Here is a 14,339-nt window from a genome sequence, read left to right on the forward strand (position 1 = left end):
CCTGTGATCGTCCTCGGCATCATCCTCATTGCGGTCGGTTATCTTCTGCCGGTTCCCGCTGTCATTGCCACCATCGGCTGGATCCTTCTGGTCGTCGGCTTGGTGCTGCTCGTTCTGGGCCAGATCGGGCGCCCGATCGGAGGCCGCAAAGTCTGGTACTGATCGCGCGGCATCCGGCCGCGCGTTCGCCTGACCACTAGTCACCGAAGTGCCCCCAGCTTTCCGCCAACGGGCCTCGGCGGTCAGACCGCCGGACCCGGTCCGACCGCGACCGCCCCGAGGGCTTCGAGTACGGCATCGGTGTTCGGCGGGTGCAAGGATCCGGTGCGCACGTCGCGGTACAGACGTTCCAGCTCATGGCGCCGTGATACCGATGCCGCGCCGACCACCTGGACGGCGGTGTCGACCACCTGCCGGGCGGTGGTGGTGCTGAACTCCTTGGCGGCCAAGGCGCGCAACGCATCCCAAGGACTGTTCGGTGCGGTGGTGACGGAGTCCAGGAAGGCCGACGCCGCCTCAAGTTTGATCTCGGCCTCGGCGATCTGACGCTGCACCGCAGGCTTGTCCGCGTGCCGGGACACATCGGCACGCAGCGACCCCCTGGTCTGCGCACCGAGGATGGCGAGATCCAGTGCGCGCCGGGCGATACCGAAATACACGCTGGACACCAACGGCAGGTACCAGGCCAGCAGCAGGCCGACATAGTCGGGGTAGTCCGGGCCCACGGGGTGGGTGGCGATGGTCTTGTGTGCTTCGGCGCGCGCCCCGTCGAAGACGGTGTCATGGCTGGCCGTCGCGCGCACGCCCAGTGCGTCCCACGTCTCGACGATGCGCACGCCCGGATCGGTGCGGTTGACGAACGTGTGCACGATGACGGGGTTGTCCGGGTCGGAGTCGTCGCGGGCATGGATGCCGATCTGGTCCCACACCGGGGTGAGCGAGGTGAAGACCTTGCGCCCGGTGATGACGTAGGAGCCGTCGGGCGCCGGGACCGCGCGTACCTGAGCGTCGTCCAGTCCGACGTCGTTACCGGGTTCGCCGTGACCCGCGGCGAAGATCTGGCCCGCCGCGATGTCGGCCAGCAGCCACCCCGCGTCGGCGGCATCGCGGGCGACGGCGTCGGCTGCGGACCCGGCCCAATACAGGTGCATGTTGACGGCCAGCGCGGTGGCCGGCGCCCAGTAGGCGAGGTGGCGCTGTTCGCGTGCCAGTTCGGTGAGGGTGAGTCCGGACCCGCCCAGGTGTTCGGGCAGCGGCGCCTTGAGGTAGCCGCGCTGGACGAGGTCGGCGAAATCCTCCGCGAAGAATGCGTTCTCCGCGTCGTACCGCGGGGCCCGTTCGTGGAATCGTGCGTAGTCCGCCGCAGTGAAGAATCGGCTGCGGAAGCCGTCGGCCAGCGGGCTGGTGCCGCTGACGACCTGTGGTTCGGCGACGGGGACAGGGACAGGGACGGGTTCGGCGATCGGGGCCCGGGAGATCTCACTGACGGTCACTGTTTCGATGATCCGGCCGGGCTCGCGGCGCACCCAGGTTTGGCATCGCGGCGATTGTTTGTCTGAAGCATCCGCGCCGACCGACCTTTCAAGATCATTGCGCGACGGCAAATATCTGTGCCATACCATTAGGTTCGCTAAATTTCGCGCGGGGGATGTGCGGTAAAGCATCACATTCGCTGATCTTTGCTGGTTGTCGGCGGCAAAGCTTCCTTCGGAAATGGTTCGCCAGGCGCGCAATCTGTCAACGCTAGCGAACTGATGGTGAAAGTCGTTCAGAATCAAGGAATCTCGAGTTTCACGAACTGATTCCGGAGAATCTGCGCAGTGGCCTATTCTGCGCAAATGCACAACAGGCCACAGCGGCAGCGATAGCCGCTTGACCCAGACGATCGCTCCGAAAGACCAGTTCACCAGGCAGAAACGCCTCGATATCCAGGGTTTACGCGCCATCGCGGTGGCTCTCGTGGTGTTCTTCCACGCGGAGGTACCGGGATTCGGTGGCGGTTACGTCGGCGTCGACGTGTTCTTCGTGATCTCCGGATTCCTCATCAGCACCCACCTGCTGGAGGGCATGCGGGACCGCGGTCGGGTCGGCTACGGCGCGTTCTACGCGCGGCGGGCCCGCCGCCTGCTCCCGGCGGCCTTCACCGTCATCGTGGCCACGGTGGCTGTCGCCGCGGTCTGCGTGTCGCCCCTGCAGTTCGACATGGTCCTCAAAGACGCCGTCGCCGCCGCGTTCTACGTCCCGAACATGCTGTTCGCCCTCAATGCCACCGACTACCTGGCCGACAAGACCCCCTCGCTGTTCCTGCACTACTGGTCGTTGGGGGTGGAGGAGCAGTTCTACCTGCTGTGGCCGCTGCTGCTGATGCTGCTGTTCGGCGTCTTCAAACTCCGCGGCCGGATGGCCGCGGCGCTGATCGCGCTGACTGCGGCGTCCTTCCTGCTCTGCGTCTGGCTGACGGGCTTCTCCCAGCCCAGTGCGTTCTTTCTGCTGCCGGCCCGGATGTGGGAATTCGGCCTCGGGGCGCTGGTCGCCTTCGCCCTGCTGCATCGGGACCGGATTCTGCCGGGCCGGGTCGCCGCTGCCGCCGGCTGGATAGGTCTTGCCACGATCATCGTCAGCGGGGTGCTGTTCTCCGCCACGACGCTGTACCCGGGGTATGCCGTCGCCGTACCGGTCGCGGGCACCGCCCTGCTGATCGCCGCGGGCCCGGTGGCCTGGAGTCCGGCCGGCCTGCTGAGCCTGCGCCCGATCACCTGGATCGGTGACATCTCCTACTCGCTGTACCTGGTGCACTGGCCGGTGCTGATGCTGCCGCTCGCCGCCACCGCCTACATGGAGCCGTTGCCGCTGTGGTGGCGCGCCGTCCTCGCGGTCGCGTGCGTGCCACTGGCGTGGCTGCTCTACACCTATGTCGAGAAGCCCGGCCAGCGCCTGGCGTGGCTGACCGGCGCGCGCCCTCGCCGGACCCTGGCCGCCGCGGGCGCCGCGATGGCGACCGTGCTCGCGATGGCGGTCATCGGCACGGTGGCGATCAACCCGCCCCTGGACGGCGGCAGGCCCGCCGAGCAGACCGTCCTCAGCCTGAAACCGCACGGCACACCGTTCGTGCCGAGCAACGTCACCCCGACCCTGGCCGACGCCGAGGACATTCTGCCGCTCGTGTCGACCAACGGTTGTCACCGATCCCATCTGGCCACCGATCCCGCGGGCTGCCTTTTCGGCGCCAACGCGGGTGCCCCACTGGTCGTCCTGTTCGGGGATTCCCATGCCACCCAGTGGTTCCCCGCGTTGTCGAAGCTCGCCGACGCCGGAGCGATCAGGCTCGACAGCCACACCAAGAGCGCATGCCCGCCGGTGGTGGTCGAGGGATTGCGCTACCCCGAGTGCGACACGTGGCGCAGCGGCGTCATTGCCGACATCAGTGCGTCCAAGCCCGCGCTGATCGTCGTCGCGGCCTGGCACCAATACATGGCCGGCGACGACGCGGCGACCCAGCACTGGCGGGATGCGCTGGCGCGCACCATCAGTCAGTTCCCATCGGGAAGTCGCGTCGCGTTCCTGGCCGACACGCCCTCCATCGGCGTCACGCCGACGATGTGCCTGAGCCGCTATGTCGACGACGCGCTTCGGTGCGCCCTGCCGCGGTCTGAGGCGCTCAGCGACGATGTGCGCCGGGCGGAGCGGGATCTCGCGGCGGCTGGGAAATTCACCTACCTGGACTACGCGGACTACCTGTGCAACGACGCGGTGTGCCCCGGCGTCATCGGCAACACACTGGTCTACCGGGACCGCCACCACATCACGGTGGCCATGAGCGCCTTGCTCGGCCCACTGCTCGACGCGGACGTATCGGCGGCCCTCGCGGCACGCCAACCCGCACCCGCACCGCCCGTGGGCCCCGCCGACCGGCGGATGCTCAAGAGCGAGCCGGCGACACCCCGGACAGCGCCGCCGTTCGTGGGTACAGGATCGCCGGGCCCAGCCACCGGGCGATGAAACACCGCAGGGCGCGTCCGCTTCGTGCGGGTTCGCCCGGGGCGCAGTAGCGAGTGCACGGTGCGCAGGGGAGTGCGCAGATCTTGCAACGCGCGGGCATACCCGCGATACGAGAGCCTCAGCGCTTGGCAACATAAGGCCGCAAAGTAATTAGACCGCCCTCTGTGGCTGGCTGACAGGCAAATTGTGTCGACTTGTAGGCAACCAGCAACAGGGGCTAGGTTGTGTGGCACACGAAGTTGTGGAGGGGTGGTTCACAGTGGGCGTGCGGTTGGATTCATTCGCGCGTCCGTGCGCTCCACGGAGCCTCAGCCTTCCGATGTGCCAGGTGGCCCGCCGATGAATGACGATGCGGCGCGCACCGGCCGCATGGAATTCGACGACCATTACTACTGGCTGACCTCCCTGGTGGCCTCGCACAACCTGGAGCGGGTCACCTGTCGTGCGGTGGCGGCCATCGCCTTCCTGCTCGGCGTCATCCCGTTGATCCTCGTCGTCGAAGCACCCGGTCCGCGCCATGGCCTACACCTGGTCCTCGCCGGTGCCGTCGCCGTCGGCTGTACCGCGATTGCCGCGCTCTGGGCCATCCGCTACTGGCCCACCCGCGCGCAGTCACGCCTCTGCGCCGTTGCCGGAACGGTCTGTGTCGCCGCCGCCGTCTATGTCATCCCGGATCCGCTGCTCGCGACACTGGGCTGCCTGGCCTTCGCCGGACCGGCCGGCTTCAGCGCGTTGTTCCACTCCCGGCGCGAGCTCATCCTGACGTGGGCGGTGGGCGCCGCGACGCTGGTGATGGCCACCTTGCGACTGGCGGTGGTCGATCCGTTGGTCACCGTGCCGGTGGTGCCCGCGGTCGTGTTGATCAATCTGTTCGCGGCCTATGCCTGGCAGTTGGTGGTGCAACTGACCGAGGCGAAGGTGGCCTCCGCACATTCGGACCCCCTCACCGGACTGCTCAACCGGACGGCGTTCGAGGAGGAGATGTCGATCGTGCTGGGCGCCCGGGCCCGACAGCACGACCGGCACCTGGTCATCGTCGTCATCACCATCGACACCTACGACCTGTTGATGAGCATGGGCCAGCCCGCGGGTGCCGACGACGCGTGTGTACTGGCCGCCCGGCAACTACGGGCGACGGTGCGGCGCGACACCATCCTGGCGCACCGCGGCAACGGCGAATTCCTGATCGCCGAGGTGTTCACCTCGGCCGACCCGGCCGCGCTGCTGGAGCGCGTCCGCGGCACCTTGACCGACCGGCCCGCGCAACTCAGCGCGAGCATCGGCGCCGTGAGCACGCCGCTTCCCCCGCTGGCCAGCTACTCGGCGATCGAGGTCCTCGACGAGTTGCTACCGCTGGCCAATCAGGCCCGCAACGACGCCCGCCGCGAAGGCGGCAACTCCTCGCGCTGCCTCATCGATCCCGCGCTGCGCTTCCTGGACAACCCGCACGACCTCAGTTAGTCGGCGGCGCGTCCGGCCGGATGGATGTCCGGAGCGCCCTTCTTGTCCACGTACATCAGCCCATCGGCGAGGGTGAGCAAGTCGTCGAGCGTGTCGGTGGACGTCGGATCGGTCAGCGCCAGCCCGACACTCGCGGACACGGCGTAGGGCCGCCCCCGCTCCGCGTTGAACGCCGCGAACGCGTCCGCCAACCGGACCTTGAGGCCCGCCGGGTCGCCCGCGGGTTCGGTGACCAACACGCAGAACTCGTCGCCGCCGATCCGGGCCAGGATGTCCGACTCGCGCAGCGTGGTTCTGAGCACCTCGCTGACATCGGCGAGCAGCGCGTCACCGGTGTCGTGGCCGAGTTCGTCGTTGACCCGCTTGAGCCCGTTCACGTCGATGTAGGCGAGCAGGAACATGTGGTGGTTTCGCCGTGCCGCGCGCAGTGCCGATTCGCCGAGAAGATAGAAGCCACGGCGGTTGTTTAGCCCGGTCATCTCATCGGTGACCGACAGTTGGCGGATCTCCTCGTTGGCCTGCTCAAGGTCGGCCGTGCGGTCTCGCACCCGCTGCTCGAGCTCGCCGTAGATCTGCACGTTCTCCATGGCGATGGACGTGGAGTCGGCGAGGGCCTGCAACAGGGAGACTTCGTGCGGGGTCGCGGCACGTTCGTCGGCCCAGTACGCGCCGATCGCCCCGACCGGGTCGAGTTTGCGGATGGGCGTCATCACCAGGCTGTGCACGAAGGTCGGGCGGTACGCGGCATGCGGGATACGCGCGTCGACGTAGATGTCCGGGATGACGACGGCCGCGCGATTGAACATCACCCAGCCGCTGATGCAGGTTTCCATCGGGAAACGGCTGCCCTTCCACAGCGGGGCGATCGCGTCCTCGTCGGCGTAGTAGCACATCCCGTTGTCCCGCAACACGAAGGTGGTTCCGTCGCAGCCCACGAGCTCACGAGCCGAGGTCCGGACGATGCGCTGGATCTCGGGCAGACTGCGGGCCAGTGACAGCTCCTGCACCGCGTGCACCAACCGCTCCATGCCACGGACGTAGTCCGTTTCGGAGAACCCGCGGTCACGGGAATCCTCCGGGATGGGCGACATCAGCGGGGCGTTCACACGCCCACCTCCATGCGGTGACTGGATTTTGCTGCGTTTGGTGGACACAGCGGACGACGCCTACCCTACCGGTCGTTTGCTGAGATCGCGCACAAGGCGCGTGAGAAAGCGCTCACATGGTGATACGGCGGCGAAGTGCCATGTCTGTCGCATAGCCATAACTGCACAGCGGCGCGCGGTGGGAGCAGCCAATTCGACTTAGGTTAGCCTCCCTTACATGGGAACCGTGCAGGGTGTCGTTACTGCGGTCAGCGATGTCGGACCGCGGATCCGGCAGGTGGTGTTCGAGGTGGCCGACATGGAGGCGCTGGAGCTGCCGGAAGTCGGCGACGCGGCCCTCGGCATCTACTTTCCCGCACCCGGCCACCCCGGTCCGCCGGATATGCAGGATGACCCGGAAGGCCGCAATTACAGCGTGCGCCGCCGCGCCGGCCACCACGTGACGTGTGACTTCATCCTGCACGAGCGCGGCCTGGCCACAGCTTGGGTACGTCACGCCGCGGTGGGCCAGCGGGTGCAGCTGGACCATGCGCGCAGCTGGTACCGGCCCGAGCCGTCCTCGTCCTGGCAGCTGTTGATCGCCGATCTGTCCGGGCTGCCGGCGCTGGCCCGCATTCTGGAGGAGCTCCCGCCCGGCACTGATGCCGCGGTCATCGTGGAGGTCGCCGACCGCAGTGATCTGAGCTATCTGCCTGTGCGGCCCGACATCCCCGTCGTGGTCAGCATCGGCAGCGGCAACGGGCACGCCCCCAGCAAGCTGCCCGAACTGGTGCGTGCCCACACCCATGCCGACGGTCGTGGGTACTGCTGGTTCGCCGGAGAGGCGCAGGCCACCCGGGTGGTGCGCAAGTACCTGCGCAGTGAATACGATTGGGTGGCAGATCAATACGACATCGTCGGGTACTGGCGGTTCGACTCCGAAACCTGGGATCGCCGGTACGAGGCGGTCAGCGTCGAGGTCGAAGCGATCTACGAGCGGGCCCTGGCCGACGGCAAGAGCGAGAAGATCGCTGCCGAGGAATACGATCTCGCGCTCGAACGCGCCGGCCTGTAGGCATCTGTAGCCCATGGCGACAGCGACCGCCCACGCCGAACTGCGCTCCCCACACCGCCGCCGTCTGACGGGTCTGGCGATCTGTGGGGCCGTGCTGACACTGGTGTGCGTCCTCAGCCTGGCCGTCGGCGCGGAAACCGTGGATCTGTCGACGGTGTGGCGCGCCGTCGCCGACTACACCGACACCGGCAACGAATGGATCGTGCACGAGTTGCGCATCCCGCGCACCGTGCTGGGCATCGTGGTCGGCATCGCGCTGGGCCTGTCCGGTGCGTTGATCCAGGGCATCACCCGAAACCCGTTGGCCGACAGCCAGATCCTGGGTCTGGAAGGGGTGGCGGGGCTGTTCGTGGTCTCGGCCATCGCACTGCTGGGATTGCATTCACTGCAGAGCTACATCTGGTTCGCGTTTCTCGGAACATTCGTGGCGATGTTGGCGGTGTACGGGGTGGCCGCATCCGGGCGGATGACGGCGACGCCGGTGCGGATGCTGCTGGCGGGCGTCGCGATCGGCGCTGTGGCCGATGGGATCTCGTTCGCCATCCGGCTGCGCTACCCGCGGGCCTTCGACTCGATGCGGTTCTGGGACGCCGGTGCGCTGGACGGCAGACCCATGGAGGTCGCTGCGACGGTCGCCCCGTTCGTGATCGTCGGGGCGGCGCTGTGTCTCTACGTCAGCCGAGGCCTGAACGCCATCGCCCTGGGCGACGACCTTGCGGTCGCGATGGGCGGCAATGTGGTTCGCACCCGGGTCCTCGGACTGGTGGCGGTGACCTTGTTGACCGGAGCGGCCACGGCCGCGGCCGGCCCGATCGGATTCGTGGGCCTGATGGTGCCGCACGCCGTGCGCTGGTTCACCGGCCCGGACTGGCGGTGGATCTGTGCCTACAGCGTGCTCGCCGCACCGGCGCTGCTGTTGGTGGCCGACGTCGTCGGGCGGGTCGTCGTGCCTCCCGGTGAGCTGCCGGCCGGCATCGTCACCGCCTTCATCGGAGCCCCGGTGTTGATCTGGCTGGTGCGCCGCACGAAGGCGAGCGGCTTGTGAACCGGCCCGAGCCCGTCGATTTCGGGCGCAGCCAACTGGTGCTGCGCCGTGAACCAACGTTGGCGCTGCGGGCATCGTGGCGCAGTGTCGCGGTGCTGTCGGCACTCGGGGTCGGTGCGCTGATGTTGGCGGTGCTGGCGCTGGGGGTGGGGGAGTACCCGGTGTCGCCCGGCGAGGTGATCGGCGTGCTGACCGGTCGCGAACAAGGATTCGTCAGCGTCCTGGTGCTGCAGTGGCGGCTGCCGCGGATCGTGCTCGCGCTGGTGATCGGGGCGGCACTGGGGATGTCGGGCGCCATCTTCCAGGCACTGACCCGAAACCCTTTGGGTAGTCCGGATGTCATCGGATTCAACTTCGGGGCCTACACCGGTGCGCTGGTGGCGATCGGCGCCTTCGGGGGTGGGTACTACGTCACCGCGCTCGGTGGGGTGATCGGCGGTCTGCTGACCGCGGTGGTGGTGTACCTGTTGGCCTACCGCAACGGGATGGCAGGCTTCCGGCTGATCATCGTCGGTATCGGCGTGGGCGCCATGATGAGCTCGTTCAACCAGTGGATCATCCTCAAAATCAAACTGCACCAAGCGATCACCGCGGCCATCTGGCAGCAGGGCACCCTCAGCGGCCTGCACTGGGAGCAGGCCATCCCGGTGCTGGTGTGCGTCGCGGTAGTAGTGCTCCTGCTGGTGCCCATCGGGCCGCAGCTGGCGGTCCTGCAGATGGGCGACGACGCGGCCGGCGGACTCGGCGTGCGGCCCGAGCGGGCCCGCATCGCGTACTTCGGTATCGGGGTGCTGCTCATCGCGGTGGCCACCGCGGCGGCCGGGCCCATCTCGTTCGTGGCGCTGGCGGCACCCCAACTGGCCCGCCGGGTGGCGGGCACACCCGGCGTCGGACTGATCTCCTCGGCCGTCATGGGCGCCTTCCTGCTGCTCTCCAGTGACCTGATCGCGCTGAGAATCTTTGCCCCGGCGGAACTTCCGGTGGGCGCGATCACCGTGGTGGCCGGCGGGGCGTATCTGATCTGGCTGTTGGTGCTACAGACCCGAAGGGGGCGGTGAGACATGACCGATTTGGGTGCGCGCGCGTTGACGCTGGGCTACGGGGATCGACGCATCGTCGACGCGCTGACGGTCGACATCGCCGAGGGTGCCGTCACGGCCATCGTCGGCCCGAATGCCTGCGGCAAGTCGACGTTGTTGCGGGGTCTGGCGAGGCTGCTGCGCCCGACGGCCGGGCACGTCGTCCTCGACGGCGCCGACATCGCCACGCTCAAGACCAAGGATGTCGCCCGCAAGCTGGGACTGTTACCGCAGACATCCATCGCACCCGAGGGCATCACGGTGGCAGATCTGGTGTTGCGGGGCAGATTTCCGCATCAACGCGTGCTGCGGCAGTATTCGCAGCAGGACCAGCAGGCGGTCGCCGACGCCATGGCCGCCACCGGCGTCACCGCCATCTCCGGAAGGCCCGTCGATGAGCTCTCCGGTGGGCAGCGCCAGCGGGTCTGGGTGGCGATGGTGCTGGCTCAGCAGACCCCGTTGATCCTGCTCGACGAGCCGACCACCTACCTCGACATCGCCCATCAGATCGAACTGCTGGATCTGTTCGTGGAGTTGAACGCCACCCAGGGCCGCACCGTCGTCGCGGTGCTGCACGATCTCAACCACGCCTGCCGGTTCGCCGACCGGATCATCGCGATGAAAGCTGGGGCCATTGTGGCCCAAGGTGATCCGGCCGCGGTGATCACCGCCGAACTGGTCGAAGAGGTGTACGGCCTGAAATGTCAGATCATCGACGACCCGGAAACGGGTACGCCGCTGGTGATTCCCCGGGCGTCAACTAGGAGTTGGAGAGATCGGTGACCGGCTTACCGGTCAGCGCGTTGCTCAGCTGCGGGGTGAGCACATCGAGCGCGTACAGAATCGCCTCGGGTCCGTTGTAGGTCAGCGCGCCGCTGAGCGTGGATTCCGAACCGGCGTACAGCGTGCGATCATCCTGGACGACCTTGAGACGAGCGAACGCGGGTGAACTCGCCACCTGCTCCTTGGTGAGGCCGTTCACGAACAACACATCACCGTCGAGCAGCGAGAGCTTCTCATCCGAGACGTCTCCCGAATCGGCCTGAGCTTTGAAGCCCAGCGCGTCGAACAGCTGACGGTGTGCGTGGCCGGCCGGGAGCAGGTACTGCGAGTTCAGTTCCGAGGTGTAGTCGGCGACCAAGGTCTTGTCGGCGAACTCGGGATGCGAGGTTTTGGTCTCGGTGATTTTAGTGTTGACCTTGTCGACGAGCGCCTGGGCTTCCTTCTCCTTGCCGAGGGTCTTGCCGATGGTCAGAAGCTGGACGTCCCAGGGAGTTTCCTCGTCGGCGTACTTGTCAGACTGCACGACCGTCGGCGCGATTTGCGACAACTGGTCATATGTCTTCTTGTCGATGGTCTCGGAGACGGCGAAGATGACGTCCGGCTTTGCCTTCGCGATGGCCTCGTAGTTGATCTCGTCGCCGGGGATGACCGGCACGCCCTTGCCATCGGTGGCTTCCTTCACCCAGGGAAAGTCGTTGTAGTTGTCGAAAAAGCTACGGGTACCCACAGGTACCACGCCGAGTGCCAGCACATCGTCCTGGTCGTTCCAGCCGACGGTCACCACTCGCTGCGGCGTGGCGGGAATGGTGGTTTCGCCGAACTTGTGCGAAATGACAACGGATTCCGCGGCGGCAGCGCTGCTGGAGCTGGTGTTCTCGTCCTTTGCGGTGGATCCGCCGCAACCGGCGAGAAGGCCGGTGCTGAGCGCCGCGGCAGCCAGAATGATCGTGGTACGCCGGAAGACCATTCCGGGGTTTGTAAGCGACATAAGGTTAGGTTAACCTACGCTTCGCGACTGACTGCCAGTCGGGTGTGAACTAACTTAACAATCGCTGGAGGGACATATGTTCCGAACCATGCTGGGCGGCAAGGTGCATCGCGCCACCGTGACCCAGGCCGACCTGCACTACGTCGGATCGATCACCATCGACCAGGAGTTGATGCGCGCCGCGGACATTCTCGAAGGCGAGCAGGTGGACGTCGTCGACATCACCAACGGCGCGCGCCTCACCACGTACGCGATCACGGGGGCCGCGGGTTCGGGCGTCATCGGGATCAACGGGGCGGCAGCACATTTGATCAACCCGGGTGACCTGGTGATCATCATGTCGTTCCGCACCCTCGACGACCGGGAGATCCCCGACCACGCACCGCGGGTCGTGCACGTCGACGAACACAACCGCATCGTGGCGCTGGGTTCCGATCCGTCCGAGCCGGTCCCGGGTGCGATCAACCAGATGGCAGGCGCCTGATGCCCTTCATCTCCGGAAACGGTAATTCTGGCAACGGAATAGACCGGGTGCTCGACGTCGTCGGTGTGGGCTTTGGCCCGTCCAACCTCGGTCTGGCAATCGCGATCGAAGAACACAACCACGACCGCGGGCCCACTCCCGCCATTACCGCGGAGTTCATCGAGTCCAAGCCCGAATTCGGTTGGCACACCGGCATGCTCATCCCGGGCACGACCATGCAGATCTCGTTCCTCAAGGACCTGGTCAGTCAACGCAATGTGCGCAGCCGGTACACGTTCCTGAGCTATCTGACCGAGCGCGGCCGCCTCAACGATTTCATCAACCACCAGACGTTCTTCCCGACCCGGCTGGAATTCCACGACTACCTGGAATGGGCAGCGGGACGGGTCGGCGCCACGGTGCACTACGGAACCCGCGCGATCGCGGTGCGCGACGAGGGTGACTGGCTTGCAATCGATGTCGAATGTGACAGTATCCTCTCGACATTGCGGGCCCGCACCGTCGTGCTGGCCGGTGGGCTACAGGCGCAGTTGCCGCTGGGGATCAGCGAGACCGCACGTCAGTTCCACAATCATCAGCTGCTGACCAAGATCCCCAAGGTCCCGTCGACGGACCACAACCGTTTCGTCGTGGTGGGGGCCGGTCAGAGTGCGGCCGAGGTCACCGACTATCTGCACGTCACCTACCCGAATGCCGAAGTTCACGGGGTGTTCGCCAAGTACGGATACAGCCCCGCAGATGACAGTCCTTACGCCAACCGGGTTTTCGATCCCGCCGCGGTCGACGATTTCTACACCGCTGCACCGACGGTGCGGCAGCGGTTGATCGACTACCACCGGGCCACCAACTACTCGTGCGTCGATCTGCCGCTCATCGAGGAGCTCTACACCCGTGAATATGCCGAGCGGGTGGCGGGTAAGCGCCGGCTCTTCTTCCGCGGTGCCTCCAGTGTGCAGAGCACCGTCGAGGACGACAAGGGCGTGCGGGTGAGCATCGAGCATCACCCGACCCGTACCGTCGAGGTGCTGGACTGCGATGCGGTGGTGTACGCGACGGGATTCGTCCCGATGCCGTTGCCGGACATGCTCGGTGATCTCTTCGACGTCGGCGAGTTGGGGGTCGACCGGCCCGAATTGACCCGCGACTACCGGCTGCGCACGTCCCGGGATATCTCCGGTGCGATCTACCTACAGGGCGGCACGGAGCACACGCATGGATTGAGCTCATCGCTGCTGTCGAACGTCGCGGTGCGCAGTGGCGAGATCGTCGAATCCATCGCCCGGCACGTGCAGGTTGGCAGCCGGACCCACGAATTGGTCGGCGGGTACTGAAACATTCTGTGCCGTAGCGGGGTTGGCCAGGCCGACCCCGCTAGGCGGCGTTCACGGCCGGTCGGTGAGGTATCCGCCGCCGCGCCCGAAGTACTCCAGCGCGGGCAGTTCGGTCCCGTCGTCGAGGCGCACCCGCTCGATGACCAGGCCGGATTCCTGACCGCGGTGGGCGTCGGCGCCGGCGACGATCACCATGCCGTCACCCTCGGCGATGAACACCCGGCCCGGGGTGCCGCCGTAGCGGAAGCGCGACACCGACGCCTTCAGGACGCGGATGCGCTCACCGCGGTAGTAGGTGACCGCGTTCGGGTAGGGGTCGGACAGGGCGCGCACGAAGCGGTCCAATTCGACTGCAGACCAACGCCAGTCGATCAGGCTGTCCCGGGCCGAGCGCTTGTGGAAGAACGTGCGCTCATCGAGGTCCTGGGGGGTCCAGACGGCCGTCCCGCGCTCGATGAGGTCCAGCGATTCGATCAGCACGTCGGGGATCAGGTCGATGGTGGCGCGCACCAGTTCCGTGCCGGTGTCCTTCGCGCCGATCGGAATGGCCCGTTGCAGCACGATATCGCCGGTGTCCAGGTCGTCGTCCATGCGGTGTGCGGTCAGTCCAACCTCGTTGGCGCCGCTGATCATTGCCCAGATGACCGGCGAGAAGCCGGTGAAGCGGGGCAGCATCGAATCATGCAGATTCAATGTCCCATGGGGCGGTAGTTCGAACAGCTCACGCGGGAGCCAGGTGCGCCAGTTGTTGGCCACCATGATGTCGGGCGCCGCAGTGCGTACCCGCTCGATCAGTGCGTCGTCGGGCCGCTGTGCCAGGTGCACCGGGATGTTGTGGGCCCTGGCCAGTTCTTCCACCGAATCCGCCCAAATCGATTCATACGGTTGGTCACTCGGTGGGTGGGTGACTACCAGGACGACCTCGTGAGGTGATTTGATGAGTGCCTCCAGGGTCTTGTGTCCCCAGGTCTGGTACCCGAACATTGCTACCCGCATGTCTCACCTTCTG

Annotated in this window: 13 protein-coding genes and 1 pseudogene; 9 read left to right on the forward strand and 5 right to left on the reverse strand. The window is 66.6% G+C overall.

Annotated features, from left to right (window positions below; all coding sequences use genetic code 11):
* Positions 1-3: 3 nt before the first annotated feature.
* Positions 4-162 (forward strand): DUF6131 family protein, encoded by a 159-nt coding sequence (locus AC1DY7_RS08115; RefSeq protein ID WP_477493127.1) that lies wholly within the window; start codon positions 4-6, stop codon positions 160-162.
* A gap of 80 nt (positions 163-242) precedes the next feature.
* On the opposite strand, the gene AC1DY7_RS08120 is transcribed toward AC1DY7_RS08115, so the two are convergent.
* The gene (locus AC1DY7_RS08120; RefSeq protein WP_477493128.1) at positions 243-1,493 is read right to left on the reverse strand and encodes an acyl-CoA dehydrogenase family protein; all 1,251 of its coding nucleotides are present in this window, start codon (positions 1,491-1,493) and stop codon (positions 243-245) included.
* Positions 1,494-1,872: 379 nt separating this feature from the next.
* On the opposite strand from AC1DY7_RS08120, the gene AC1DY7_RS08125 reads away from it, so the two are divergent.
* Positions 1,873-3,999 (forward strand): acyltransferase family protein, encoded by a 2,127-nt coding sequence (locus tag AC1DY7_RS08125; protein ID WP_477493129.1) that lies wholly within the window; start codon positions 1,873-1,875, stop codon positions 3,997-3,999.
* On the opposite strand, the pseudogene AC1DY7_RS08130 reads toward AC1DY7_RS08125, so the two are convergent.
* Positions 3,944-4,067 (reverse strand): annotated as a pseudogene (locus AC1DY7_RS08130) (TetR family transcriptional regulator); the annotation flags it as partial. The gene AC1DY7_RS08125 and the pseudogene AC1DY7_RS08130 sit on opposite strands and share 56 nt — an antisense overlap.
* Before the next feature lie 271 nt (positions 4,068-4,338).
* Here AC1DY7_RS08130 and AC1DY7_RS08135 point away from each other — a divergent pair.
* Positions 4,339-5,460 carry a diguanylate cyclase domain-containing protein gene (locus AC1DY7_RS08135; protein ID WP_477493130.1) on the forward strand — a complete coding sequence of 374 codons (1,122 nt, stop codon included), beginning with the start codon at positions 4,339-4,341 and terminating at the stop codon, positions 5,458-5,460.
* Here the strand turns inward: AC1DY7_RS08135 and AC1DY7_RS08140 are convergent.
* Positions 5,457-6,551, reverse strand: coding sequence for a GGDEF domain-containing protein (locus AC1DY7_RS08140; RefSeq protein WP_477493244.1), 1,095 nt, complete (start codon positions 6,549-6,551; stop codon positions 5,457-5,459). The two genes, AC1DY7_RS08135 and AC1DY7_RS08140, sit on opposite strands and share 4 nt — an antisense overlap.
* A gap of 232 nt (positions 6,552-6,783) precedes the next feature.
* Between AC1DY7_RS08140 and AC1DY7_RS08145 the strand changes: the two genes are divergently transcribed.
* From AC1DY7_RS08145 to AC1DY7_RS08160, 4 genes are read left to right on the forward strand one after another with little or no spacing between them, the layout of a single operon-like run.
* Complete coding sequence (locus AC1DY7_RS08145; protein ID WP_477493131.1) at positions 6,784-7,620, forward strand: siderophore-interacting protein; 837 nt, start codon at positions 6,784-6,786, stop codon at positions 7,618-7,620.
* Between the two features lie 13 nt (positions 7,621-7,633).
* The gene (locus AC1DY7_RS08150) at positions 7,634-8,665 is read left to right on the forward strand and encodes an iron chelate uptake ABC transporter family permease subunit (RefSeq protein WP_477493132.1); all 1,032 of its coding nucleotides are present in this window, start codon (positions 7,634-7,636) and stop codon (positions 8,663-8,665) included.
* On the forward strand, positions 8,662-9,723 hold the full coding sequence (locus AC1DY7_RS08155; protein WP_477493133.1) for a FecCD family ABC transporter permease: 1,062 nt from the start codon (positions 8,662-8,664) through the stop codon (positions 9,721-9,723). Before AC1DY7_RS08150 ends, AC1DY7_RS08155 begins: the two co-directional genes overlap by 4 nt.
* A gap of 3 nt (positions 9,724-9,726) precedes the next feature.
* Positions 9,727-10,527: an ABC transporter ATP-binding protein gene (locus AC1DY7_RS08160; protein WP_477493134.1), complete on the forward strand. Its 801-nt coding sequence runs from the start codon at positions 9,727-9,729 to the stop codon at positions 10,525-10,527.
* Here AC1DY7_RS08160 and AC1DY7_RS08165 read toward each other — a convergent pair.
* Complete coding sequence (locus AC1DY7_RS08165; RefSeq protein WP_477493135.1) at positions 10,505-11,494, reverse strand: iron-siderophore ABC transporter substrate-binding protein; 990 nt, start codon at positions 11,492-11,494, stop codon at positions 10,505-10,507. The two genes, AC1DY7_RS08160 and AC1DY7_RS08165, sit on opposite strands and share 23 nt — an antisense overlap.
* A gap of 97 nt (positions 11,495-11,591) precedes the next feature.
* Here AC1DY7_RS08165 and panD point away from each other — a divergent pair, with 97 nt between their 5' ends.
* Entirely contained in the window at positions 11,592-11,999 is a 408-nt protein-coding gene (gene panD, locus AC1DY7_RS08170) for an aspartate 1-decarboxylase (protein ID WP_477493136.1), read from the forward strand.
* Positions 11,999-13,330 (forward strand): lysine N(6)-hydroxylase/L-ornithine N(5)-oxygenase family protein, encoded by a 1,332-nt coding sequence (locus AC1DY7_RS08175; RefSeq protein ID WP_477493137.1) that lies wholly within the window; start codon positions 11,999-12,001, stop codon positions 13,328-13,330. Before panD ends, AC1DY7_RS08175 begins: the two co-directional genes overlap by 1 nt.
* Before the next feature lie 51 nt (positions 13,331-13,381).
* Here AC1DY7_RS08175 and AC1DY7_RS08180 read toward each other — a convergent pair whose 3' ends face one another.
* Positions 13,382-14,326, reverse strand: a complete 945-nt coding sequence (locus AC1DY7_RS08180) for a methionyl-tRNA formyltransferase (protein ID WP_477493138.1) — start codon at positions 14,324-14,326, stop codon at positions 13,382-13,384.
* Between the last annotated feature and the right edge of the window lie 13 nt (positions 14,327-14,339).

It is taken from the genome of Mycobacterium sp. P2_H7, assembly GCF_056403275.1.

What these genes read in the sequence shown, in the direction of transcription:
- AC1DY7_RS08150 (WP_477493132.1), top strand. Translation starts at nt 7,634, where the DNA reads ATGGCGACAGCGACCGCCCACGCCGAACTGCGCTCCCCACACCGCCGC.
- AC1DY7_RS08180 (WP_477493138.1), bottom strand. Translation starts at nt 14,326, where the DNA reads ATGCGGGTAGCAATGTTCGGGTACCAGACCTGGGGACACAAGACCCTG.
- AC1DY7_RS08135 (WP_477493130.1), top strand. Translation starts at nt 4,339, where the DNA reads ATGAATGACGATGCGGCGCGCACCGGCCGCATGGAATTCGACGACCAT.
- panD (WP_477493136.1), top strand. Translation starts at nt 11,592, where the DNA reads ATGTTCCGAACCATGCTGGGCGGCAAGGTGCATCGCGCCACCGTGACC.
- AC1DY7_RS08145 (WP_477493131.1), top strand. Translation starts at nt 6,784, where the DNA reads ATGGGAACCGTGCAGGGTGTCGTTACTGCGGTCAGCGATGTCGGACCG.
- AC1DY7_RS08160 (WP_477493134.1), top strand. Translation starts at nt 9,727, where the DNA reads ATGACCGATTTGGGTGCGCGCGCGTTGACGCTGGGCTACGGGGATCGA.
- AC1DY7_RS08175 (WP_477493137.1), top strand. Translation starts at nt 11,999, where the DNA reads ATGCCCTTCATCTCCGGAAACGGTAATTCTGGCAACGGAATAGACCGG.
- AC1DY7_RS08140 (WP_477493244.1), bottom strand. Translation starts at nt 6,551, where the DNA reads ATGTCGCCCATCCCGGAGGATTCCCGTGACCGCGGGTTCTCCGAAACG.
- AC1DY7_RS08165 (WP_477493135.1), bottom strand. Translation starts at nt 11,494, where the DNA reads ATGGTCTTCCGGCGTACCACGATCATTCTGGCTGCCGCGGCGCTCAGC.